This window comes from Shewanella holmiensis, assembly GCF_025370255.1.
GTDB classification, from domain to species: Bacteria; Pseudomonadota; Gammaproteobacteria; order Enterobacterales; family Shewanellaceae; genus Shewanella; species Shewanella holmiensis.
The window spans coordinates 1-25,654 of record NZ_JAMTCD010000029.1; the positions used below are offsets into that span (position 1 = coordinate 1).

Here is a 25,654-nt window from a genome sequence, read left to right on the forward strand (position 1 = left end):
GCGCCATTATCGGAACTGCTTTTACGACTGATCTTATAAAACCCTAAACCCACACCTATAATATTTATTATTAGTGAGAGCCATATCATATCTCCATTATTTGTCATGTAATCGACCTCTGTTAACCACTCAAGAACCAACAAGTGAAACAAGAGTAAAGCAAGATTGGAGATTAGCGAGTTCTTAAATTTCAAAAATGCAAAGAGACACAATATTGCTGACATAAATAGTAGTGGCCACTCTACAAACATTTCAATAAGTGGCGTTGGATCTGACGCATTTGCCATGCAGGGGAAGATAGCTAGTACAACTAAAAATAATAATCTATTCACGGCGTGACTCCCGTTCAGCGCTGGCACATAACGCTTTGCTAAGGGGCAAATTACTGTTGGTTATAATGCGCGAAGCGCCAACCAACTGTAATTTGTCCGTTTGAGCAACTTGTTAGCCTTTAATTTTACTACCATTTTACGATGCCACGGGTAACTTTTATACCGCCGATCAATGCGGAACCACCATAATCTTTTGCAAGACGTAGCAATGTGTCATGAAAACCTAAATTTGGAAATGCTAATTCGACTTCTTTTATAGCCGATTTATTAAGGCCTTTGCGAATAAGTCCCTTCGATGCATCAATCCAGTCAGCCTTACGGCAGGCTTCGACAATATTTTGATGTTGCCCTTTATAAGAAAAAATTTTATGGTGCCAATGAATACCACCTCGAAGAACCTCAGGGTCTAACCCCCACTCATACTTTTGATTATCTTCTAACGCAACGGTTTCCGATGGCTCTAAATATGCCAATTCATGATCTGTCCATAGTCCTATATCATGATAAACAAAAATGGTTTCCACTAAACGTTCCAATTTGGGGTCATTACCTAGAAAATGCATAGCGTAAGTTATAGTGCGATATACATGGTTTCGATAACCAGGAAAATCTTTACCGATTATGTCTTTATAACGTGAAAAGAGCTCTTCAACATTAGCTCGCTCTAATTTAATTTCAATCTCTGCCATTATTGACACTCCTTAACAATATTTTAAAGGCTAACGCCTCAAACACCGGCGCAGCTTCGCTGCGTCCGAGTGCTTTGACTTGTTAACCCTTTGCTGAAAAAGACTCATGGTAAGTAACGCTTCCTTGAGGTAAATCACCTTGAAATACCAAAGCTTGGAAATATTCAGGTGGCACACCAGGAAGTACTAAACCTTCTCTAGGTTTAAAGCCAAAACGATGGTAATAGCCAGGGTCTCCAAGTAACACACAACCTTTAGCTTTTATATCCTTTAACTCTTGGATAGCGGCACTCATAAGCTTTGAGCCAATACCGTTTCCCTGCTTATTGGGAAGAACTGAGATTGGGCCAAGACCATACCAACTATCTGTACTATCAGAAATAGTAACCGGAGAAAGCGCCACATGCCCAACGACATTACTTTCATCTTCTGCAACAAGTGAAATTGACAATGCGCCTGATTCACGAAGTGCTTTAACAATAAATTGCTCGGTATGATCGCTGTGTGGTGCTTCAAGAAAGGCGGCAACAGTAACCTCATGAATACTTTGAGAATCCTTTGGTTGTTCTTTTCGAATATTGAGACTCAATCGGATATCTCCTTGAGGGTTAACAGCTTATTGAACGGCGCATCATTCAATGTCGGCCGTTTAAGTTATTGATTAATAACATCCTACATTTGCTATCTTATTGATGTAAAGCACTTTTTATTTCAACAATTGCAAAAAAAAGCGTGCAAAATGTTTTTCAATATTATTTTTCTACTTGCTTGCTGGAAAAACACTAAAAAAATAACACCTTACAAAATTCTCGCTTCAATATCACCTACTACTTATGTATGATTTTTGACCTGATAATTCGTAAATCAACCGAAAACCATTATAACTGTATAAACATACAGGTATAAATGAAAGCGGGCGAATTGATGAAAAATACCGGTTAATTAGGCTCGATTAAAGAACAAATAAGAGTGCGCCATTACAGTTATCAAACTGAGAAATCATATTTGTATTGGAACCGTTACTTTATTCGGCACTTTAAATTTTCCTCGGCCAAACAAATTACACCATTACATATTGAACAATTTCTGACTTTTCTGGCCAATAGTAAGCAAGTGTCTAGCAGTACCCAGCAACAGGCACTGTGCGCACTTGTTTTTGCGTTCAAACATGTACTTGCAATTAACACCGATGATTTGAAATTCCCTTATGCAAAACCACCCAGCAGCATTCCCCAAGTGCTTGAAGATTCTGAGGCAAAGTTAATTATTGAACGCTTAACAGGAAAATATAAACTTCTAGGCATCTTACTTTATGGTGCAGGGCTTAGGCTTACAGAGGCATTAACCTTACGCATAAAAGATATTGATACTCAAAATCAGACCCTGTTTGTTTACCGAGGAAAAGGTAAAAAAGATCGCGTGTGCATTTTACCGCAAATGGCGAATGAGTTAGTCGAACAGCAAATTAATCACGTACGCCACACTCATTTAACTGACTTAAATAAGGGTTTAGGTATGGCTTCCCTACCACCTAGCCTAATAAAAAAGTTTGGCACTAGTGCTAAGTTATTGCATTGGCAATATCTTTTTCCCTCGATACATTGTGTCTCACATCCCGTAGATGGCTATATTTGCAGGCATCACATTGATCCCACAACGTTTAGAAAAGCATTACAAAAAGCGGTTAGCCAAACACCAATAACCAAACGAGTGACAGCCCATACTTTCAGGCATTCTTTTGCAACAAACTTACTCAGACGTGGCCATGATATAAGAACCGTGCAAGAACTACTGGGTCATAATGATGTAAAAACAACGCAAATATATACCCATGTCGCTGGCTTACATCAAACCGGTATTGTCAGCCCAATGGACTACATAAGGTAAATAAACCCTAAATCGCACACTAACATTTACATTGTTTAATCTTCTAGGTCACAGTTTTTAGTTTCGGGTGATTGTATCGAAACGAAACCTCAGGTAGTCTCCATGCTCTTACTATATTTAAGTGGATTTAACGCTTGGTCAGCGCTTGAGTGACCCGGCTGTCCCAGTAGATTATTCGGATATGCCGTCTCGATGACCCAAAAGACTAATAAGCTAACAGACATAGCAAAAACAGATGAGATAGCGGGTAAAAAAACGGTTAACCATCGTAATGCGACCACCACGCCTGAGATGCGTCAGTTTATTCAAGAATCTGATTTAAGCGTGAGTCAGTTATCTAAAATCCTCAATATTAGTGAAGCCACCGTTCGCAAGTGGCGCAAACGCGACTCCATTGATAACACCCCCAATACCCCTCACAAACTCAATACCACCTTGTCACCGATGGAAGAATACGTGATGTTGGGGCTGCGTTATCAATTAAAAATGCCCTTAGATAGACTATTAAAAGTCACTCAAGAATTTATTAATCCCAATGTGTCACGCTCAGGCTTAGCCCGATGTTTAAAGCGCTTTGGGGTTTCTAAGCTTGACGAATTCGATAGCCCTTTCGTGCCTGAAAAATTCTTCAATCAGCTCCCGGTTACTCAGGGGGCAAACATTCAAACCTATACCGTAAACCCACAAACCTTAGCCGACACCTTGGCCTTACCCAGCCCTGATCCTGACAATGTAGTGCAAGTGGTTTCGCTCAGTATTCCGCCAAAACTGACCGAACATCAAGCCTACTCAGTGCTTTTAGGGGTCGACTTTAAATCTGATTGGGTTTACTTAGATATTTATCAAGATAGCCATGCTCAGGCGAGTAATCGCTACATGGCACACGTTTTAAAACACGGTCCATTTCATTTACGAAAGTTGCTTGTGCGCAACTATCACAGTTTTCTTGCTCGATTTCCTGGAGCAAGTCTAGCAGTTGCTAAGCCTAACAATGTTAAACCTAACGCAGCTGAATCCCTACATCAGATGACTAACCCACTGTCATCAAACGGAGACTCACAATGAGCCAATCCAAAAAAAATACCGATAAGCGTCTTAATAAGCGTTTAAAAGATATGCCTGTTGCAATTGTTGGCATGGCCAGCATTTTTGCTAATTCTCGTTATTTGAATAAATTTTGGGATTTAATCAGCGAAAAAATCGACGCCATTACCGAAGTGCCTGACACGCATTGGCGTATTGAAGATTATTACGATGCAGACAAATCTGCGCCGGACAAAAGCTACTGTAAGCGCGGTGGTTTTTTACCTGAAGTCGACTTCAATCCAATGGAGTTTGGCCTGCCGCCTAATATTCTTGAATTAACTGATTCATCGCAATTGCTGTCGCTGATTGTGGCTAAAGAAGTATTAGCCGATGCTGGCGTGGGTGCAGATTATGACACCGACCGTATTGGTATTACCTTGGGTGTGGGTGGTGGTCAAAAACTGAATCACAGCTTAAGTGGGCGTTTACAATACCCAGTACTAAAAAAAGTGTTCAAAAGCAGCGGACTGAGTGATGCTGACACTGAAATGCTAATCAAAAAATTCCAAGACCAATATGTTCACTGGGAAGAAAACTCATTCCCTGGCTCACTGGGTAACGTGATTGCGGGTCGTATCGCAAACCGTTTTGATTTAGGCGGGATGAACTGTGTGGTCGACGCCGCATGTGCAGGCTCTTTAGCAGCATTGCGTATGGCACTGACCGAATTAACTGAATGTCGTAGCGACATGATGATCACCGGTGGTGTGTGTACCGATAACTCGCCATCTATGTATATGAGCTTCTCTAAAACACCGGCATTTACCACCAACGAAACTATCCAACCTTTTGATATCGATTCAAAAGGCATGATGATTGGTGAAGGTATTGGCATGGTGGCGCTGAAACGTCTTGAAGATGCAGAGCGTGATGGTGACCGTATTTATGCGGTGATTAAAGGTGTTGGTGCTTCATCTGATGGTAAATTTAAAAGTATTTACGCCCCGCGCCCTGAAGGCCAAGCCAAAGCATTAAAACGTGCCTACGATGACGCCGGATTTGAACCGCACACCATAGGTTTAATTGAAGCGCATGGTACCGGTACTGCTGCTGGCGATGTGGCCGAGTTTAATGGCTTGAAATCGGTGTTTGCAGAAGGCAATGATACCAAGCAACACATTGCGCTGGGTTCGGTTAAGTCTCAGGTGGGTCACACCAAATCAACGGCTGGTACTGCGGGTGTCATTAAAGCGGCACTGGCACTGCACCATAAAGTGTTACCGCCAACCATTAACGTGAGTAAGCCTAATCCTAAATTGGGCATAGATGACTCACCTTTTTACCTTAATACTGAAACTCGCCCTTGGTTACCTCGCGCCGATGATACGCCTCGCCGTGCGGGTATTAGCTCATTTGGTTTTGGTGGTACTAACTTCCATGTGGTTCTTGAAGAATATACTCAAGACCATCAACGTGATGCCAAATACCGTCATCGCGCTGTGGCTCAAAGTTTATTGATTAGTGCCAGCAATAAAGCTGCGCTTGAAACTGAATTAACTCAATTACTCAATGAAGTAAAAGCCTTAAACATTAGCACACCTAACCTAGTTGAAATTGAATTAGCTAAGTTAGCTAAGCGTTTTGCAATTAGCGCAATTGATAGCAAAGCCGCCCGTATCGGTATGGTGGTCAGCTCACTCACTGAATTGGTGACACAACTGACTCAAGCAATTGCCCAGCTAACAAGCAACACCAGTAATGCGTGGCAATTACCTTCGGGAACCAGCTTCCGTAATGAGGCGCTAGTCTCAAGTGATGCTGAGGTCAAAGTTGCGGCGTTGTTTGCTGGTCAAGGCTCACAATACGTCAATATGGGTATCGACCTTGCGTGTCATTACCCTGAAATGCGTCAGCAGTTAATGCTAGCCGACAAGGTGTTTGCCAAAAACAAGCAATCACTGTTATCGCAGGTCTTATTCCCTATTCCTGCATTTGAAGCCAATGATATTGCTGCGCAACAAGCGGCATTGACCAACACGGCTAATGCACAAAGCGCGATTGGCGCTGTTAGCATGGGACAATATCAATTACTCAGTCAGGCAGGCTTTAAAGCCGATATGGTTGCTGGCCACAGTTTTGGTGAACTGTCAGCATTATGCGCGGCGGGAGTGATTAGCTCTGAGGATTATTATCAGCTAGCCTTTGCCCGCGGCCAATCAATGGCGGCAACGCCTAAAGACCAAGATGCTGGCGCTATGTATGCGGTGATCCTGCCAGCTAACGCGGATGCGACCCACATTGATAAGCTTGAGCTTTGCATTAAAGACTTTGACGGCGTGAAGGTTGCTAATTACAACTCGCCAACTCAGTTAGTGATTGCAGGCCCAACCAATACCACAGCTGATGCGGCCAAAGCCATTCAGACATTGGGTTTTAAAGCCATCGCATTACCTGTATCGGGCGCTTTCCATACGCCACTTGTTGCCCATGCTCAGGTGCCTTTTGCCAAAGCCATCAGCAAAGTGAAATTTGCTAAGCCTAAAGTCAACCTCTATGCCAATGGCACAGGTAAGCTACATCCAAAAGATCCTAAAGCCATTCAAGCTGCCTTTAGCGAGCATATGCTGCAGTCAGTGCGTTTCAGTGATCAGCTAAAAGCCATGTACGATGCTGGTGCTCGAGTGTTTGTTGAGTTTGGTCCGAAAAACATTCTCCAAAAACTGGTTGAAGGCACCTTAGGCAATCAAAGTGATGCCGTCAGTGTGGTAAGCCTGAATCCAAACCCGAAAGGAAACAGCGATACGCAATTGCGTCAAGCGGCGACTCAGCTTGCGGTTTTAGGCTTGGCATTAACAGAGGTTGATCCATACCAAGCGCCGATTGCTGAATTAGCCAAATCATCGCCAATGAATGTCAAACTCACCGCCACTAACTTCATTAGCCCAGCGACTAAAGCGAAAATGCAGCAATCGTTGGAAACCGGTCAAGTTGCGCCTAAGCAAGTTGAAGTGAAGGTTGAAGTGCCTGTCGAAAAAATTGTAGAAAAGATAGTGGAAAAAGAAGTGATTAAAACTGAATATATTGAAGTACCACAAGCAGGTGCCACGCCTTCAGCCGTATGCCATACGCCTGTTAGCCGCCCGACTACAGCAGTGCAATCGTCCTCAGCAGCGGTAAATACTGACAGCATTAGCGCATTTTTTGCCGCTCAAGAGCAAACGGCACAATTGCATCAACAGTTTTTAGCCATTCCTCAGCAATATGGCGACACTTTTGCCACGCTCATGGCGGCGCAAACTCAAATGGCCGCATCGGGTTTAACTATCCCTGACAGCTTGCAGCAGTCAATGGCGCAATTTCACCAGCACCAGGCACAAACCTTACAAAGCCATACTTTGTTCCTTGAGCAACAAGCGCAATCTCACCAACATGCCTTAGCAATGTTAACTGGCCAGGCGCCTGTCGCATTTACTCAAAATACACATGTCGCGCCAGTCGCTCAGGTTGCTAAACCAATAGCGACTCAAGCACAGGTTCAGCAGCCAGTTCAACAAACCGTTGCTCAAGCTGTGGTGCAAACGCCTATTACACCAACACCGCAGCCTGTTGCAATGTCAGCGCCTGCGCCTCAAGTCACACCGGTTAACGTCCCAGCACCCGTTGCTGCTGCGCCAGTAACGCCTGTAACGGCAGCGCCTGTGGCGGTAAGCTCAGGTCTAAGCGCTGACAAAGTACTTAACACCATGCTAGATGTGGTTGCTGAAAAAACCGGTTACCCTACTGAAATGCTTGAACTTGGCATGGATATGGAAGCTGACCTCGGCATTGACTCTATCAAGCGTGTGGAAATATTAGGCACAGTGCAAGATGAGTTACCCGGCTTACCTGAATTAAGCCCAGAAGATTTAGCCGAGTGTCGCACTTTAGGTGAAATCGTTGATTACATGAACAGCAAGTTGCCAGCAGCAGGCGCAAGCCCATTAGCTACGACAGCCACTGCAACAGCTGCTTCGACTCCAGTATCGGCAAACAGCGGCTTGAGTGCTCAATTAGTACAAAGCACCATGATGTCAGTTGTGGCAGATAAAACCGGTTACCCTACTGAAATGCTTGAACTTGGCATGGATATGGAAGCTGACCTCGGCATTGACTCTATCAAGCGTGTGGAAATTTTAGGCACAGTGCAAGATGAGTTACCCGGCTTACCTGAATTAAGCCCTGAAGATTTAGCCGAGTGTCGCACTTTAGGTGAAATCGTTGATTACATGAACTGCAAGTTGCCAGCAGCAGGCGCAAGCCCATTAGCTACGACAGCCACTGCAACAGCTGCTTCGACTCCAGTATCGGCAAACGGCGGCTTGAGTGCTCAGTTAGTGCAAAGCACCATGATGTCAGTTGTGGCAGATAAAACCGGTTACCCTACTGAAATGCTTGAATTAAGCATGGATATGGAAGCGGACCTTGGCATTGATTCTATCAAGCGTGTGGAAATTTTAGGCACAGTGCAAGATGAGTTGCCCGGCTTACCAGAATTAAGCCCAGAAGATTTAGCCGAGTGTCGTACTTTAGGTGAAATCGTTGATTACATGAACAGCAAGTTGCCAGCAGCAGGCGCAAGTCCAATCGCTGCATCAGTCACTGCAACAGCCGCTGCAACAGTTGCTTCGACTCCAGTATCGGCAAACAGCGGCTTGAGTGCTCAGTTAGTACAAAGCACCATGATGTCTGTTGTGGCTGATAAAACCGGTTACCCTACTGAAATGCTTGAGTTAAGCATGGATATGGAAGCCGACCTAGGCATTGATTCTATCAAGCGTGTGGAAATTTTAGGCACAGTGCAAGATGAGTTACCCAGCTTACCAGAATTAAACCCAGAAGATTTAGCCGAGTGTCGTACATTGGGCGAAATCGTTGATTACATGAACAGCAAATTGCCAGCTGCAGGCGCAAGCCCAATCGAAGCAACAGTTACTTCGGCGCCAGTATCGGCAAACAGCGGCTTGAGTGCTCAGTTAGTACAAAGCACCATGATGTCAGTTGTGGCAGATAAAACCGGTTACCCTACTGAAATGCTTGAGTTAAGCATGGATATGGAAGCCGACCTTGGCATTGACTCTATCAAGCGTGTGGAAATTTTAGGCACAGTGCAAGATGAGTTACCCGGCTTACCTGAATTAAACCCAGAAGATTTAGCTGAGTGTCGTACTTTAGGCGAAATCGTGGCTTACATGAACAGCAAATTACCTGCTGGCGGCGCGTTAACAACAACGAGTTCAGCTGCACAAATGGATGCTCAGCAAGCTACAGCGGAACTTGCTGCAGACTTACCTCCTCATCAGGAAGTCGCGCTAAAAAAGCTACCAGCGGCGGATAAATTAGTTGGCTGTTTCTCTAAAGATGCCTGCATCGTCATCAATGATGATGGACATAATGCTGGCGTATTAGCAGAGAAATTAGTCGCAACTGGCTTAACCGTCGCCGTAATTCAAAGCCCTAAAACCATTACAAGTGCGCAGTCGCCACTAAGCAGTGCAATTGCTAGCTTCGTGTTAACGGATGTCAGTGATGATGCTGTTGCCAAAGTCATTCAACAAATCGCAGCAAAGCATAAAATAGCCGCTTTTGTTCACTTACAACCGCAACTTGCCGCTAAAGGAACATTGCCATTAAGCGAAGCAGGCTTTAGCGCAGTTGAGCAAGCCTTCTTGATGGCAAAACATTTACAAAAAGGCTTTGAGGCGTTATCTCAAACTGAACGCGTAAGCTTTATGACAGTTAGCCGTATTGACGGCGGATTTGGCTACTTAGATAACCAAGCCCTGATGACTGCTGAGCTAAACCAGGCAGCACTTTCTGGCTTAAGCAAAACATTAAGCCACGAGTGGCCAAAGGTATTTTGCCGCGCATTAGATATTGCCCCACAGTTTGAAGCGGCAGAGTTAGCCCAAGCTGTCGTTGCAGAGCTATTTGATGTTGATACTTCAACAACCGAAATTGGGATTAGCAAGCAAGGTCGCCACACGCTAACAGCAACTACGATCGCCCAAACGCGTTATCAAGCAAGCCGTTTAAACCGCGAAGATACCGTACTGGTTACCGGTGGCGCAAAGGGAGTAACCTTTGAATGTGCGCTAACGCTAGCCAAGCAAACCCAATCTCACTTTATCCTTGCAGGACGTAGCGAGCATTTAGCCGCCAACCTTCCTGCATGGGCTAAAGGCAAAAAAGCCAACGAGTTAAAAGCCGCTGCTATTGCGTTTATTCAATCGCAAGGAAACAAGCCAACACCTAAACAAATTGATGCGCTTGTGTGGCCGATTACCAGTAGCTTAGAGATTGATCGCTCACTAGCAGCCTTTAAAGTTGTTGGCGCAAGTGCACAATATATCAGCATGGACGTCAGTTCAGATGCCGCGATTAAACAAACCTTAGCCGCTTTAGAAAAGTCATCAGGAAAAACGATTACCGGTATTATTCACGGTGCTGGCGTATTAGCTGATAAGCATATTCAGGATAAAACCTTAACTGAATTAGGCCGAGTATATGGCACCAAAGTGTCTGGCTTTGCCGGCATCATCAATGCCATTGATGCGAGTAAACTTAAGTTAGTGGCGATGTTCTCATCTGCCGCGGGCTTTTATGGCAACACAGGCCAAAGTGACTATTCAATGTCAAATGAGATCCTCAATAAAACGGCACTGCAGCTAGCGGCAAGGTATCCGCAAGCTAAAGTGATGAGTTTTAACTGGGGCCCTTGGGACGGTGGCATGGTCAGTTCAGCGTTAAAGAAAATGTTTGTTGAGCGCGGCGTGTACGTTATTCCTTTAGATAAAGGTGCCAATTTGTTTGCCCACAGCCTGCTTTCTGAAACCGGCGTGCAACTGCTGATTGGCTCAGACATGCAAGGCTCAGACAATAGCAATGCTGATAAATCAGGTGCCGCTGTAAAAAAGCTTAATGCGGACTCTTCGCCTATTGCCGAGGGTTCGCTGACACTATCTTTTACAGGTGTGAATAACACTTATAGCGTTGAACGTGTACTTAATCCGCTTGCAATGCCTTTTATTGAAGACCATTGCATAGCGGGTAATCCAGTACTGCCAACCGTGTGTGCCATTCAGTGGATGCGTGAAACCGCGCAGATACTGTGTGGTCAACCGGTTTGCGTTCAAGATTATAAGTTACTCAAAGGCATCATATTCGACACTGACGAGCCACAGGTTTTAACTTTAACCCTGACCCAAACTGAATCAGGCTTAAATGCGTTAATCGCCAGCAGAATGCAAAGCGCTGACAGCAACAGTGTATTAAGACCGCAATATCAAGCCAAGTTGATAAACCACAGCCAACTTGATAATGCCTCCAACACTTTGCCAAGTAGCGTCAGTCAGGCAAAACAAGGTGCGAGTGAAGCCGGTATTATCAGCACTGATACAGAGCTGTACAGTAACGGCAGCTTATTTCACGGCCCTCGTTTGCAAGGCATAAAGCAAGTATTGATTGCAGACGATCAGCAACTAGTGTGTAAAGTTGAATTACCGCAAATCAACCCGAATGATTGTTTGGGCTTTGCGCCTCAGCTAATGCTGGGTGGCAGTCAGGCGTTTGCTGAAGATTTGTTGCTGCAGGCCATGCTAGTGTGGGCACGAATTAAACATGATGCAGCCAGTTTACCATCAAGTATTGGCGAACTAACTACCTATGCCCCGTTTGCATCAGGTGACCAAGGTTATATCGTGTTGTCGGTCATTAAAAGCAGTAGTCGTTCGCTTACAGCCGACGTGGCGCTTTACCATAATGACGGCAGATTAAGTTGCATTATGTCGACTGCGAAAACCACTATTAGCAAAAGCTTGAATGAGGCTTTTATTGCACCTCGCAACCCAAGCCTTGCCCCAAGCAACAGTAACCTAGTTGAGGGCTCAATTTGATTATGAGCACCTTTACCAGCAAGGAATTAGCTGAAGCCGTTAAGCAACATCATTTGATGCCATTGCGCATCGCGGTGTTGCTTAACCCGCCAAGCGCCCTTCCCCTCGTCGACAGTCAGGTGATTGCGCTTGATGAATCCAATCCACTTGGGTTTGAACAGGCGCTAGCCACTGCGGCCAAGTTACTGGGTGAACAGCCAAATATGATCATTAATTTGGCCAATACATTATGGCTTATTCCAGCACTTTGCGCGGCCAAAAATAGTATTCATCCACATGCCTTTATTAACGGTGTGGGCATTGCAACCAACAGTGATGACGCGATAAAGCAGGCATTGACCCATGCTAAACGCTTGCACATTTCCCCCATAGTTAAGACTGCAAAAGCCGGCTCGGCCAAGCATAAGTTACAACAATTACATGCGTTAGTCGGCGCAATGGCACATCGTCAATGTCCACAAGATGATAATCAAAGCAACACAGAGCCTAACTATTGGTTTTGCGATTTTCACCAAAGTCGGGTGGCAGCATTTAGCAGCTCGATGAGTGATGATTCGCATCAAGCGGTTATTTTAACCCAGGGCACTGAAGTGCTAGCGGCTAAGCCTTTGCTCAATCAACATCGATTATGGCTGCCCATTAGCGCAGCTACGATAGCTGAGCTACAGGTACAGTTATCAGGCTTAGCAGGGCAATTAACTGAGTTAACGCATAGCAACATGAATAGCACCGCTAATCAACCTGATGACGCAGCTATCACTTTGCCCTTGCTGCAATTCATTAAACAGCAGCTGATTGAATATACTGCCAATAGTGAACCGCATAAATTCACCGCTGTTGTTATGGCGACAAGCTATGCAGCCTTGTGTGCTGAAGTGTCTGCCATGCAAAGTGCTCTAGCGGGCATAAATGGCGATGAACCGTTACACTATAAAACCCCTGCTGGCAGCTGTTTTACCTCAACACCTTTGGGTAATGAAGGCCTAAGTTTTGTATTCCCAGGTGTGGGCACGGTTTATCCCAATATGCTTAAACACCTTGGGCATACTTTTCCTGCGCTTTACGCTGAACTTGAAAAACAGGGCGATTTACAAGCCATGTTACAAAGCCAGCATGTTTATGCAACGGATGGTTCAACCCAGAATATGAGCCTGTCAGAGCTGGCAATTTCGGGCGTAGGTGCCAGCTATATATTGACTAAATTGCTGACTAAAACGTTCAATATTAAGCCTAAATTAGCGTTAGGCTATTCAATGGGCGAAGCGTCAATGTGGGCCAGTTTAGAGGTGTGGCAACAACCACACAGCTTAATTGACGCCACCCAAACCAGCTCGATTTTTACCCAAGATATTTCAGGCCCATTAAACTGTGTGCGACAAGATTGGCAACTACTGCCAACGGATGACATTGTGTGGAATAGTTTTGTCACACGGGCAACACCTGAAGAGTTGGCCCCTTACCTTGCTGAATACCCGCGGACGTACATTGCCATCATCCAAGGTGATACCTGTGTGGTTGCTGGGTGTGAGGCAAGCTGTAAGGCGTTATTAAAGCAAGCGGGTAAGCGTGGCATTGCCTCAAATAAAGTCACCGCCATGCACACTTTACCGGCGATGCAAATTATTGAGCAAGTGAAACAGTTTTATCATCAGCCGTTAATGGATGTTTTACCTGATGCGATAAAGTTTATTACCGCGACTGAAGCTCAGCCAATTCAGTTAACCTCAGATGCCATTGCACAATCGATTGCCGACACCTTTTGCCATCAACTGAATTTTACTCAGCTTATCGCTAAGGCTTATCAGCACGGTAGCCGCTTATTTGTTGAAATGGGTGCAGACAGACAAACCACCACATTAATCGACAAAATTTTGCCTAGTCAGGCTTGCCATCAAGCTCAGGCTATCGCCGTTAATGCCAAAGGCGCTGATGAAAGTATCAGTTTATTGAAATGTTTAGGTCAACTACTCAGCCATCAGGTACCTATGTCTTTTGCCCCGTTTATCGATAGCATTGATTGTGCTATTACGCGCGCAACTGAATCATTGCAGGCTTGTGGTCATTCGTCTTTATCGACTGAGACACCTCACCTTATTTCAGAAGGAGAACCCCATTGAGTTCTCATAACACATCAAAAATTGCCATAGTGGGTTTAGCCAATCAGTATCCTGATGCCGATACTCCGGCAAAGTTTTGGCAAAATTTGCTGGATAAAAAAGATTCTCGCAGTCAAATCAGCAATGAAAAGTTAAATGCAAAACCTCAAGAATACACAGGGGTTCAAGGCCAATCAGATCGTTTCTATTGCGATAAAGGCGGCTACATTCAACATTTTCAATTTAACGCCAACGATTATCACATTCCAGCCAGTGCATTTAGCGGTTTAGATGACAGTTTTTTATGGGCAACAGATACCGCACGTAATGCATTAGCTGATGCTGGCATTGACTTAAACGATCATCGTTTAGCGCGTACGGGTATTGTCATGGGCACCTTGTCATTCCCGACAGCTAAATCAAATGAACTGTTTGTACCGCTTTATCACGATGCGGTAGAAAAAGCCTTACAGGTTAAATTGGCCCAGCCAAACTTTGTATTACAACGTTTTGGTGAGCAGCAACCACAGCAAATTAACTATCGCAATGGCGCGATTGCCCATAACGCCTCAAAATTGGTTGCTGATGCTTTAGGGCTAGGCGCAGCGCAATTAAGCCTTGATGCCGCCTGTGCAAGTTCAGTTTACGCCCTTAAGTTAGCTTGTGATTATTTACACACAGGCAAAGCCGATATCATGCTTGCTGGCGCAGTATCAGGTGCAGACCCTTTCTTTATTAATATGGGGTTTTCAATCTTCCATGCGTATCCAGATCATGGCATTTCAGCGCCTTTTGACAGTAACAGTAAAGGGTTGTTTGCCGGTGAAGGTGCTGGCGTTCTGGTACTAAAACGGCTTGAAGATGCCGAGCGCGATGGTGATCATATTTATGCGCTTGTCAGTGGCATAGGGTTATCAAACGACGGTAAAGGGCAATTTGTGCTTAGCCCAAATAGCAAAGGCCAGGTGTTATCGTTTGAGCGAGCCTATCGCGAAGCCAACATCGCCCCTGCCAGCATTGAAGTGATTGAATGCCATGCCACGGGCACGCCACTTGGCGACAAGGTTGAGTTAACCTCAATGGAGCGATTCTTTGAGGATAAACTCAACGGCAGCGCCACGCCCTTAATTGGTTCAGCTAAATCTAATTTAGGTCATTTGCTCACCGCGGCTGGCATGCCAGGGATAATGAAAATGATCTTTGCTATGCGCCAAGGGGTGTTGCCTCCCAGCATTAATATCAGTAGCCCGATAGCTTCGCCAAATCAGTTGTTTGGTCAGCAAACGCTACCCAATGATGTATTGCCATGGCCTGATAAAGCGGGGAATTCAGTGCGTCATGCTGGGGTATCTGTTTTCGGTTTTGGTGGTTGTAATGCGCATTTACTCATTGAGTCATACGACAACAATGGTGTAAAAAGTCATGCGACAGCGAATGCTTGTGAGTTTAATGCTGCGCAACAAGAGCTTAGCATCACAGGTATCGCGGCACATTTTGGTCAAGCCAGTAGCATTAACGCCCTTGCCACTAAAGTGACACAGCAGCAATCATTAATGACTCAGCTTCCCGCTAAACGCTGGAAAGGGTTAGAAAAGCACCCAGAATTGCTGGCTAAACATGGCCTGCATGCTGCCCCACAAGGCGGCTACATTGAACAGTTTGATTTTGATTTCTTGCGCTTTAAAGTCCCGCCCAATGAAGATGACCGCTTAATCTCGCAGCAGCTGTTATTAATGAAAGTTGCCGATGAGGCAATTGTCGATGCCAAGTTAACGCCTGGCAGCAAAGTGGCCGTATTAGTGGCAATGGAAACTGAGCTTGAACTGCATCAATTCCGAGGCCGCGTTAATCTACATAGCCAAATAGCGGACAGCTTAACTTCACAGGGTGTTCAGTTAACTGAAGATGAATACCAAGCCCTTGAAACTATCGCCATGGATAGCGTTTTAGATGCCGCCAAGCTGAATCAGTACACTAGCTTTATTGGCAATATTATGGCGTCGCGTATTTCATCATTGTGGGACTTTAATGGCCCAGCCTTTACGATTTCAGCGGGTGAGCAATCGGTTAACCGCTGTATTGATGTCGCCCAAAATCTGTTTGCATTGAGTTCACATCAAGAACCGCTTGATGCTGTGATTATCGCAGCCGTCGATTTATCTGGCAGCATAGAAAATATGCTATTAAAAAATGCTTGTTTATCATCATTAGGCACAGATGATAGTGCTTTATCAGCATGGCATGTCGGTGAAGGCGCTGCAGCTATGGTATTACAAGTCCAAAACGCGGAGTCAACAAGCGCCCAAGGCAATGCCACCAGCTATGCCAATATTGAGAGCTTGCAATTTAACTCGCGTTACTGCGCAGATCAGGTTAGTGACCATATTCTCGCTAAATCAGCTGACTTAATTGAATTGAATCAATCGCCTGAAAGCCGATTAGACTTAATGGGGCAAAACCTTCTTCAGCAATTATCGCAAGGTGTAAATACCTTAACCCAAGCCCAACACTTGATGGGCCACAGTTTTGCCGCATCGGGTATGGCGAGTATCGTACACAGCTTAATCCAACTCAATCAGCAAAGCTCGGCAGTTAATGCCAGTGTTGTGACGGTTAGTGAAGATCAATGTTCACACATAGATTTATCTGTGTCGGCATCACAACGCCACGCTTTAAATGCTAGATTGAGCTTACCGTTAACCCAACAGTTAGCCGCAGGCAGTAAATTAAGCTTAATTAAGCAAGTCAGTTTGGGTGGGCAAGATATTTATCAGCACATTATTGATACTCCGTTAACCGCCCTAACAGATATTCAAATGAAATGTGCGCATATTTTGCCTGTAACGCGCTCGCCAGCAACGATTTCAATCATCCCGATGACTCAAACCCATCGCAATGCGTTTACCTCGTCGGTGACAGAACCAACGACTTCAACAGAGACGACACCCATTATTATGCCAAATTTAAAACCGGCTTCTCCTGTTAAACATGCACAGATCCAATCTTCGCCTGTAACCACCCCAATACCTCCAGCGCATTTAAACGCTTTTCAACAAAACCAGTGGCTTGCTCAACAAGCACATTTGGCATTTTTGAAAAGCCGTGATGCGGGCTTAAAAGTGGCAGATACCCTGTTAAAGCAACAGCTTGCTCAGGCCAACGGCTCTGCTACCCCGATGGCTGTTAAGGTTCAAGCAGAAAATGTACTGGCGAAACAAGCCCTGCAAACCGCACTAACGCCTAATCATGCCAAAGTGCCCGCTTATACGGCCCCCATTCCCGCCAATAAGCCGTGTATTTGGAATTACGCTGATTTAGTGGAATACGCAGAAGGTGATATTGCCAAAGTATTTGGTAAAGACTACGCCATTATTGACAGCTATTCTCGTCGCGTCCGTTTACCGACCACTGACTACTTATTAGTGTCTCGGGTAACTAAACTTGATGCGACCATGAACCAATATAAGCCATGCTCAATGACCACGGAATACGATATTCCCGTGGATGCGCCTTACTTGGTTGATGGTCAAATCCCTTGGGCGGTTGCGGTTGAATCTGGCCAGTGTGATTTAATGTTGATCAGCTATCTAGGTATCGACTTTGAAAACAAAGGTGAGCGCGTTTATCGTTTATTAGATTGCACCTTAACCTTCTTAGAAGATTTACCTCGTGGCGGTGATACCTTACGTTACGACATTAAAATCAATAACTTTGCCAGCAATGGTGATACATTACTCTTCTTCTTCTCCTATGAATGTTTTGTTGGCGACAAGATGATTCTGAAAATGGATGGCGGTTGTGCAGGCTTCTTCACCGACCAAGAGCTTGCTGACGGTAAAGGCGTGATTCAAACCGAAGACGAAATTAAAAAACGCCTTGAGATTATCAATAATCCTAACAAACCTCGTTTTAATCCATTATTGCATTGCGCACAAACCCAGTTTACTTATGGCCAGATACACCATTTACTGACAGGTGATATCGGTAGCTGCTTTGGTGGCGAACATGCCAATCATCAACTTCAAACCGGTGTTCAGCCGTCTTTATGTTTTGCTTCTGAAAAGTTTTTAATGATTGAGCAAGTGAGCAAGCTGACCGTCAATGGTGGAGCATGGGGCTTAGGCTTAATTGAAGGTCATAAACAACTTGCACCTGATCATTGGTATTTTCCATGCCATTTTAAAGGTGATCAGGTCATGGCTGGGTCATTAATGGCTGAAGGCTGTGGTCAGTTATTACAGTTCTTTATGTTGCACATTGGTATGCACACCTTAGTCAGCAACGGGCGATTCCAACCACTTGAAAATGCGTCACAAAAAGTGCGTTGTCGTGGTCAGGTTTTACCACAACATGGCGAATTAACCTACCGAATGGAAGTTACTGAAATCGGTGTTAGCCCGCGTCCTTATGCCAAAGCCAATATTGATATTTTGCTTAATGGTAAAGTGGTTGTCGATTTCCAAAACTTAGGCGTCATGATTAAGGAAGAAAGCGAATGTACTCGCTACCCGCTGCTTGCGCTAGAGACATTAAACCTCAGCGTGAATGGCCAAGGTAAAGCGCCATTAATGGCACAAGTTCCTGATTTAAGTGCGCCAACAAATAAGGGCGTTATTCCACTTAAACACGTTGAAGCGCCAAGTGTTTCACCAGATTCAAAATACGCAAATCGCGTACCTGATACCGTGCCATTTACGCCTTATCATATGTTCGAGTTTGCAACGGGTAACATTGAAAAATGTTTTGGGCCAGATTTCAGTATTTACCGCGGCTTAATTCCACCACGCACACCTTGTGGTGATTTACAGTTAACCACCCGTGTAGTGGAAATTAACGGTAAACGAGGCGAGTTGAAAAAACCGTCATCGTGTATCGCTGAATACGAAGTCCCTGCTGATGCATGGTATTTTACTAAAAACAGCCATCCCGCAGTGATGCCTTACTCAGTGTTAATGGAGATATCGTTACAACCTAACGGATTTATTTCTGGCTATATGGGCACCACATTAGGGTTCCCTGGACAAGAACTGTTTTTCCGTAACCTCGATGGCAGTGGCAAATTATTACGCCATGTCGACTTACGTGGCAAAACAATCGTCAATGATTCTAAGCTATTATCAACCGTCATTGCTGGCAGTAATATCATTCAAAACTTTACCTTTGACCTAAGCGTTGATGGTGAGCCTTTCTATACCGGTAGCGCGGTATTTGGTTACTTTAAAGGTGATGCACTGAAAAACCAGCTCGGTATTGATAACGGCAAAATCACTCAGCCTTGGCATATTGATAATAATGTCGCCGCGGATATCAGTGTAAACTTGTTAGACAAACAGTCGCGCGTGTTTAACCCGCCAGCCAATCAACCGCATTATGCGTTAGCAGGCGGTCAGTTAAACTTTATCGACAAAGCTGAAATTGTCGAAACTGGTGGTAAATACGGCAAAGGCTACCTTGCAGCATCACGCACCATTGATCCAAGCGATTGGTTCTTCCAGTTCCATTTCCATCAAGATCCGGTTATGCCAGGGTCATTAGGCGTTGAAGCCGTGATTGAGTTGATGCAAACTTATGCCATTAGTACCGATTTAGGCAAAGGTTTCACTAACCCTAAATTTGGCCAAATATTGTCAGACATCAAATGGAAATATCGTGGTCAAATTAACCCATTAAACAAACAAATGTCACTTGATGTGCATATTAGCGCCGTGAAAGATGAAAACGGTAAGCGCATTATTGTTGGCGACGCAAACCTCAGTAAAGACGGTTTACGTATTTATGAAGTAAAAGACATCGCTATCTGTATTGAAGAGGCATAAGGGAATAATAATGACAATAAGTATCCAAAACGAAAAGCTTTCTCCATGGCCTTGGCAAGTAGCCTCAAGCGATGCCAGCTTTGACCCTGTAAATATGGGTAAAAAATTAAAAGACCTATCGAAGTCATGCTATTTAATTAATCACCCAGAGCAAGGTTTAGGGGTGTCGCAGCAAGCTCAGGTGATTACCGAACAAGATGAACTATCAAGCAGTGCGAGTAATGATGCCAACGCTCATCACCTACCCGTCAGTGCCTTTGCCCCAGCGCTTGGCACCCAAAGCTTAGGTGACAGTAATTTCCGTCGCGTTCATGGGGTAAAATACGCCTATTACGCAGGTGCTATGGCCAATGGTATTGCCTCGGAAGAATTAGTGATTGCCTTGGGGCAAGCTGGGATTTTATGCTCGTTTGGCGCAGCAGGTCTTATTCCATCCCGCGTAGAACAAGCCATTAATCGCATTCAAGCAGCACTGCCAAATGGCCCATATATGTTTAACTTGATCCACAGCCCAAGTGAGCCAGCATTGGAACGCGGCAGTGTCGAGCTATTTTTAAAACATAAAGTTCGCACCGTCGAAGCCTCAGCCTTTTTGGGGTTAACACCGCAAATCGTTTACTACCGAGCTGCAGGATTAAGCCGCGACAACCATGGTGAAGTAGTAATTGGCAATAAAGTGATCGCTAAAATTAGCCGAACTGAAGTCGCGACTAAATTTATGGAGCCTGCCCCAGTAAAAATGCTACAACAGCTAGTAGACGAAGGGTTAATTACTGCCGAACAAATGGAATTGGCACAACACGTTCCTATGGCTGATGACATTACAGCAGAAGCCGACTCAGGTGGTCATACTGACAACCGTCCATTAGTGACCTTATTGCCGACCATTTTAGCGCTTAAAGATAAAATTCAAGCCAAATATCAATACAAAACTCCTATCCGTGTAGGATGCGGTGGTGGCGTGGGCACTCCTGATGCCGCATTGGCAACCTTTAACATGGGGGCCGCCTTTATTGTAACGGGCTCTATTAACCAGGCTTGTGTTGAAGCGGGCGCCAGCGAGCATACTCGCAAACTGCTTGCGACCACCGAAATGGCCGATGTCACTATGGCGCCAGCGGCTGACATGTTTGAAATGGGTGTTAAGCTACAGGTGGTAAAACGTGGCACGTTATTCCCTATGCGTGCTAACAAGTTATATGAAATTTATACTCGCTATGACTCGATAGAGGCAATCCCAGCCGATGAGCGTGAAAAACTTGAAAAACAAGTGTTCCGTTCAAGTTTAGATGATATTTGGGCGGGTACAGTTGCGCATTTTAATGAACGCGACCCTAAGCAAATTGAACGCGCTAAAGATAACCCAAAACGTAAAATGGCATTAATTTTCCGCTGGTATCTTGGTCTTTCAAGTCGTTGGTCCAATACCGGTGAGATTGGCCGTGAAATGGATTATCAAATATGGGCGGGTCCCGCACTTGGCGCGTTCAATGAATGGGCTAAAGGCAGTTATTTAGATGATTATACCAAGCGAAATGCGGTAGACTTAGCAAAACACATGATGCACGGCGCCGCATACCAAGCTAGAGTTAACTTACTTACGGCTCAAGGTGTGGCGGTTCCTGTTGAACTTCAACGCTGGCGTCCACAAGATCAAGTGAAGTAATTAGCTTAAAAACGCGAACTTGCACTCGGTTTAATATTTTATAACGTCTGTTAACAGACTGACTCTTTAACAGACATTTGCACTAGGTAATGGTAATGAGCGAAACGCAAAAACTGGATTTTTCAGCCGTTAATGACACGACTCAAGCTTCATTTAATCAGCATAAAAATCTGATTAAACGCATGATGAAAGGAAATAGCGCAACCTGCAGTGAATGCAATAAACCGCTGACCTTACAATTACCGCCGAACACAAAAAATGCTAAGCCCAGTGCTAAACCGCCTGGAATTTACTGTGCTAAAGGTTGCACGGATATTGAGCTGGATATGGAAGCCGTATCTTTAATGTAATACAGAAGTGATACATTGATTTTTAATGATTAAAGGCGCATTTTGCGCCTTTTTTATTGCCTGAATTGGCATAATCTTGAGTTGCAAAAATTAACAAATTACTCATTAATAGCCAAAGATTGAAATAAACTATATATCATTACGGTCTACTCTTTTAGTGACAAACACTATAATGTTAAAACGAATATACGTTCTGCAAACCAATGTGCTGAACATCATAGTGCCGAACATCATAGTGCCGAACATCATAGTGCCGAACATCATAGTGCCGAACATCATAAAAATAGAGAGTTAAGGTTATCAATGAAGTATCGTTTTATACTAGCCCTTGCTGCAATTGTTTTTAGCAGTGTAAGTGTTGCCCAAACTGAAGATTATCAATTTGCCTCTATCGAATTCTTATTTGAACAACAAGTCGGGGCAAAAGTACTGCCTGAGATTTATGCCAAACTAGGGTTATCCATTAGCATTACTCCTATGCCAGGAAAGCGTGCTCAAAGAGAAGCCGTGACAGGACATAAAGATGGCGAAATCATGCGGATATGGACTTATGGTGTTGAAAACCCGACGATGATCCGCGTACCTACACCGTATTATCAGTTAGAAACCATGGCTTTTGTCCATAAAAACAGCCAAATTACGTTGGCATCTAATGCCGATTTACTCGACCATAATTTATTCAAAGTACGTGGAGTGAAACACACTGACAACATCACTCACGGTTTAAAGTATGTATTCAATTATGATGACACATTAAGCATGATGACGGCTTTAGGTGTTAGTCACAACAGCATCGCATTAACCAATACCGCCGACGGTTTATATGCGATTAAAAAATTAAATATTGATTATATTAAACCTCTGCCACCCGCTCTTGCGACACTCGAGCTTTATCATTATATCAACCCTAAAAATGCCGCTTTAGTGCCTAAAATTGATGCTGTTATCAAAGCAATGAAAGCCAGTGGTGAGCTCGATATTCTGTTACAAAAAGCAGAAAACGAGGTGCTTGCCAACCTTGAAGCGCCACAAAAATCTGCCAATGATAAACAAAATGCTGTGGCACAGAAATAGTTACTAGCTAATTGAATATTACCTATTAACCAATCTAACCTAAATCGTTGCACACTGAGTACAACAGCAAGATTTTAAAATTAAACAAGGATTTATAATGACAAATCAATATACGCCGCCTGCTGTGTGGACAATGGATAATGAAAACGGCGGTCAATGGGCCAGTATTAATCGCCCTAATTCAGGTGCGCGTCATGAGCAATCATTACCCGTTGGAGAGCACAACTTACAGCTTTATTCATTAGCAACGCCTAACGGCCAAAAAGTCACCATTTTACTTGAAGAGTTACTCGCATTAGGCGTAAGTGGCGCTGAGTATGATGCTCACTTAATTAATATCGGTGAAGGCAATCAGTTTTCATCTGGGTTTGTGCAGGTTAACCCTAACTCAAAAATTCCAGCGTTAGTTGATAACTCAAGTGCTGAAACCATAAATGTGTTTGAGTCGGGCGGGATTTTATTATATCTGGCTGACAAATTTGGCCACTTTATTCCAACACAGATTGCTGCCCGTACTAAAGTGATGAACTGGTTATTTTGGTTACAAGGTTCGGCGCCTTATCTTGGTGGTGGTTTTGGTCATTTTTATGCTTACGCTCCCGAAAAGTTTGAATACCCGATTAATCGCTTTTCAATGGAAGTAAAACGTCAATTAGATTTGTTAGATAAGCAACTTGCCAAAAATACATACTTTGGTGGTGATGAATACTCAATTGCAGACATCGCAATTTGGCCTTGGTATGGCAACCTCGTATTAGGCAACCTTTATAATGCTGCAGAATTTTTGGATGTGGGCAGTTATACCCATGTTATGCGCTGGGCAAAAGTAATTGAGCAACGCCCGGCTGTGCAGCGAGGTAGAATTGTTAATAGAACCTGGGGCGATGTATGGGAACAAGTGCCTAACCGTCATAGTGCAGCAGATATTGATAAGGTGCTGGCACTGAAACCCTAACATAGTTTGCTAACATTTCGTTTAGTTACACCTGTGCAGGCTAAATTTAAATAAGCTTAAACTGACAAAGCTAATGAATGGTCGGTTTAAGCTTTTAATCATCTGATGAATAACATTATCGCTTCTGCTCAAATCGCACCCTTATTTCACCCAAACCTTGATAATTAATATCGACCTTGGTGGCCATAGGTACTTTAACCACACCGCAATACGATCCAGTTATAATCGCCTGCCCTTTTTTGAGGCTCACGCCTTTAGCTGTTAAATAATTGATTAACCAATAAATTGGCGCTTGTGAAGACTGACACGGATGCGTGCCATCAAAAATGCGCGTTTCACCTTGATGACTCACGCTAATATTGATTTTATTAGCCTGGTAAGCGAGAGTTTTATCTATTGCGGGCCCTAAATACAAACCCTGATTACTTAAACCATCTGCAAGTTTTTCAAAATAGCTGGCGGCGTAATCACAGCTGAATCGACTTTGAATTAACTCTAATGCCATATGGGTGGCGCTGATCCCCAAATCAATTTGTTCATCGCTGTAGCTATGGTGGGCCACAAAGTCTTGCCCCAGAATAAAGGCAATTTCAGGCTCGATTAATGCTTGTAAGCCGCTAGGGTTAGCAAAGGGAGTGATGGGACAATTGGGTTGTTCAACCACAGCTTGGCTTAATATTGGCGCAAAAATAAGTTGACCATTTTCCAGTGGCGTTAAACATTTCCACCCAGCAATCTGTTGGTTTGAAAGTGCGATCATTTGTTGCTGCACAGCAAAAGCATCGTCAATGCATTGCGGCTTAACACCAACAAGTTCAGATGCTGGTGAGATAGCGCTGCGTTGAACCAATAAATGTTGCGCCAATAATTCAAGCAAATCAGTCATCGTTTGTTGAGTATCCATTAAACCGCCAACCACTGTTGTTTGATGATGGGCTTGGTATTGGCGATATCTTCAATGAGCTGTTGTTCTGACTGATATTCAATCCCCTGCCAGAGAGTTAATTCAAATATGCTGCCAGATACCACTTCACCCACGCCCTTTGGAGTACCGGTCATTACAATGTCACCATTTTCGAGAGTTAAAAAATCGCTAATGCCTGAAAAAATGTCACTTGTTGAATAGATCATTAACTGACTATGGCCTAACTGAGATAATTTGCCATCTATGGTCAAACTGAAACACCAATGGTGAGAATCGCAATCTTGGTCAAGTTGATTTATGCTGACAAAATCGCTAAAAACCGCTGAACCATTAAAAGCCTTGGCACGTTCCCAAGGTAAGCCTTTGGATTTCAACTGACTTTGTAAATGGCGTTTAGTCAAATCAAATCCTAAGCCAACAGCTGAAAATTGACCATTTTCGACCAAAAAACATAGCTCTGCTTCATAATGAAGAGCCTGCTGAAGATGAACGCTGTTAAGTTGAGTGTTAATAGCGCTATTGGGTTTGATAAACACAACCATATCATCCGGAATATCATTACCTAACTCATGAATATGCTCAACGTAATTACGCCCAATACAAACAAGTTTGGACGGCGTAATAAAAAGCTGCCGATTGAGGCTAATGTGTTGCATCGTAATATATCTCTATTAAAAATCGTCACTATAATAATCTCGCATACAAAATAAAACCACTACACTTAAATGGCAGTTTACCGATATGAAACAATATCTTTGCTAAAAATTGCCGCCATATAGAACAAGACCATTCCAGCTTAAATCTGTTAACCTTGAATTATTTTAGCTACACTAAAAATGCTTAATCTTATTAAAAACATACAATTAAAATAAAATAGTGCGCACAGCACAACAAATAAGAGACAGAA

Annotated in this window: 14 protein-coding genes; 9 read left to right on the top strand and 5 right to left on the bottom strand. The window is 43.9% G+C overall.

The window, feature by feature from the left end; all coding sequences use genetic code 11:
* The 3 genes from NE535_RS16520 to NE535_RS16530 form a co-directional block, all read right to left on the bottom strand.
* Positions 1-332, bottom strand: a 332-nt coding sequence (locus NE535_RS16520; RefSeq protein ID WP_261299701.1) for a hypothetical protein, incomplete at its 3' end; no start/stop codon positions are given.
* Positions 333-460: 128 nt separating this feature from the next.
* Entirely contained in the window at positions 461-1,021 is a 561-nt protein-coding gene (locus NE535_RS16525; RefSeq protein WP_261299702.1) for a hypothetical protein, read from the bottom strand.
* 82 nt (positions 1,022-1,103) lie between these two features.
* Positions 1,104-1,610, bottom strand: coding sequence for a GNAT family N-acetyltransferase (locus tag NE535_RS16530; RefSeq protein ID WP_261299703.1), 507 nt, complete (start codon positions 1,608-1,610; stop codon positions 1,104-1,106).
* Between the two features lie 362 nt (positions 1,611-1,972).
* Between NE535_RS16530 and NE535_RS16535 the strand changes: the two genes are divergently transcribed.
* The 9 genes from NE535_RS16535 to yghU all read left to right on the top strand — a co-directional run bounded on the left by NE535_RS16535 (position 1,973) and on the right by yghU (position 23,822).
* Positions 1,973-2,908: an integron integrase gene (locus NE535_RS16535; RefSeq protein WP_261299731.1), complete on the top strand. Its 936-nt coding sequence runs from the start codon at positions 1,973-1,975 to the stop codon at positions 2,906-2,908.
* A gap of 192 nt (positions 2,909-3,100) precedes the next feature.
* Positions 3,101-3,973 (top strand): COG3415 family protein, encoded by an 873-nt coding sequence (locus NE535_RS16540; protein ID WP_261299704.1) that lies wholly within the window; start codon positions 3,101-3,103, stop codon positions 3,971-3,973.
* Entirely contained in the window at positions 3,970-11,865 is a 7,896-nt protein-coding gene (locus NE535_RS16545) for a type I polyketide synthase (protein ID WP_261299705.1), read from the top strand. The genes NE535_RS16540 and NE535_RS16545 overlap by 4 nt, the downstream gene beginning before the upstream one ends.
* 2 nt (positions 11,866-11,867) lie before the next feature.
* Positions 11,868-13,982: a PfaB family protein gene (locus tag NE535_RS16550; RefSeq protein WP_261299706.1), complete on the top strand. Its 2,115-nt coding sequence runs from the start codon at positions 11,868-11,870 to the stop codon at positions 13,980-13,982.
* Positions 13,979-19,777 carry a hotdog fold thioesterase gene (locus NE535_RS16555; protein WP_261299707.1) on the top strand — a complete coding sequence of 1,933 codons (5,799 nt, stop codon included), beginning with the start codon at positions 13,979-13,981 and terminating at the stop codon, positions 19,775-19,777. Before NE535_RS16550 ends, NE535_RS16555 begins: the two co-directional genes overlap by 4 nt.
* A 10-nt stretch (positions 19,778-19,787) precedes the next feature.
* Positions 19,788-21,443, top strand: a complete 1,656-nt coding sequence (gene pfaD / locus NE535_RS16560; protein ID WP_261299708.1) for an eicosapentaenoate synthase subunit PfaD — start codon at positions 19,788-19,790, stop codon at positions 21,441-21,443.
* 95 nt (positions 21,444-21,538) lie between these two features.
* Positions 21,539-21,793 (top strand): hypothetical protein, encoded by a 255-nt coding sequence (locus NE535_RS16565; RefSeq protein WP_261299709.1) that lies wholly within the window; start codon positions 21,539-21,541, stop codon positions 21,791-21,793.
* A gap of 303 nt (positions 21,794-22,096) precedes the next feature.
* Positions 22,097-22,867 (top strand): substrate-binding periplasmic protein, encoded by a 771-nt coding sequence (locus NE535_RS16570; protein WP_261299710.1) that lies wholly within the window; start codon positions 22,097-22,099, stop codon positions 22,865-22,867.
* Positions 22,868-22,964: 97 nt separating this feature from the next.
* Entirely contained in the window at positions 22,965-23,822 is an 858-nt protein-coding gene (gene yghU, locus NE535_RS16575; RefSeq protein WP_261299711.1) for a glutathione-dependent disulfide-bond oxidoreductase, read from the top strand.
* 115 nt (positions 23,823-23,937) lie between these two features.
* Here yghU and NE535_RS16580 read toward each other — a convergent pair whose 3' ends face one another.
* Positions 23,938-24,726, bottom strand: coding sequence for a hypothetical protein (locus NE535_RS16580; protein WP_261299712.1), 789 nt, complete (start codon positions 24,724-24,726; stop codon positions 23,938-23,940).
* Positions 24,726-25,403 (bottom strand): fumarylacetoacetate hydrolase family protein, encoded by a 678-nt coding sequence (locus NE535_RS16585; RefSeq protein ID WP_261299713.1) that lies wholly within the window; start codon positions 25,401-25,403, stop codon positions 24,726-24,728. The genes NE535_RS16580 and NE535_RS16585 overlap by 1 nt, the downstream gene beginning before the upstream one ends.
* Positions 25,404-25,654: the final 251 nt, after the last annotated feature.

Bases quoted from the DNA above. Each gene is read 5' to 3' on its own strand.
- NE535_RS16585 (WP_261299713.1), bottom strand. From the start codon at position 25,403: ATGCAACACATTAGCCTCAATCGGCAGCTTTTTATTACGCCGTCCAAA.
- pfaD (WP_261299708.1), top strand. From the start codon at position 19,788: ATGACAATAAGTATCCAAAACGAAAAGCTTTCTCCATGGCCTTGGCAA.
- NE535_RS16540 (WP_261299704.1), top strand. From the start codon at position 3,101: ATGACCCAAAAGACTAATAAGCTAACAGACATAGCAAAAACAGATGAG.
- NE535_RS16550 (WP_261299706.1), top strand. From the start codon at position 11,868: ATGAGCACCTTTACCAGCAAGGAATTAGCTGAAGCCGTTAAGCAACAT.
- NE535_RS16545 (WP_261299705.1), top strand. From the start codon at position 3,970: ATGAGCCAATCCAAAAAAAATACCGATAAGCGTCTTAATAAGCGTTTA.
- NE535_RS16570 (WP_261299710.1), top strand. From the start codon at position 22,097: ATGAAGTATCGTTTTATACTAGCCCTTGCTGCAATTGTTTTTAGCAGT.
- yghU (WP_261299711.1), top strand. From the start codon at position 22,965: ATGACAAATCAATATACGCCGCCTGCTGTGTGGACAATGGATAATGAA.
- NE535_RS16525 (WP_261299702.1), bottom strand. From the start codon at position 1,021: ATGGCAGAGATTGAAATTAAATTAGAGCGAGCTAATGTTGAAGAGCTC.
- NE535_RS16580 (WP_261299712.1), bottom strand. From the start codon at position 24,726: ATGGATACTCAACAAACGATGACTGATTTGCTTGAATTATTGGCGCAA.
- NE535_RS16565 (WP_261299709.1), top strand. From the start codon at position 21,539: ATGAGCGAAACGCAAAAACTGGATTTTTCAGCCGTTAATGACACGACT.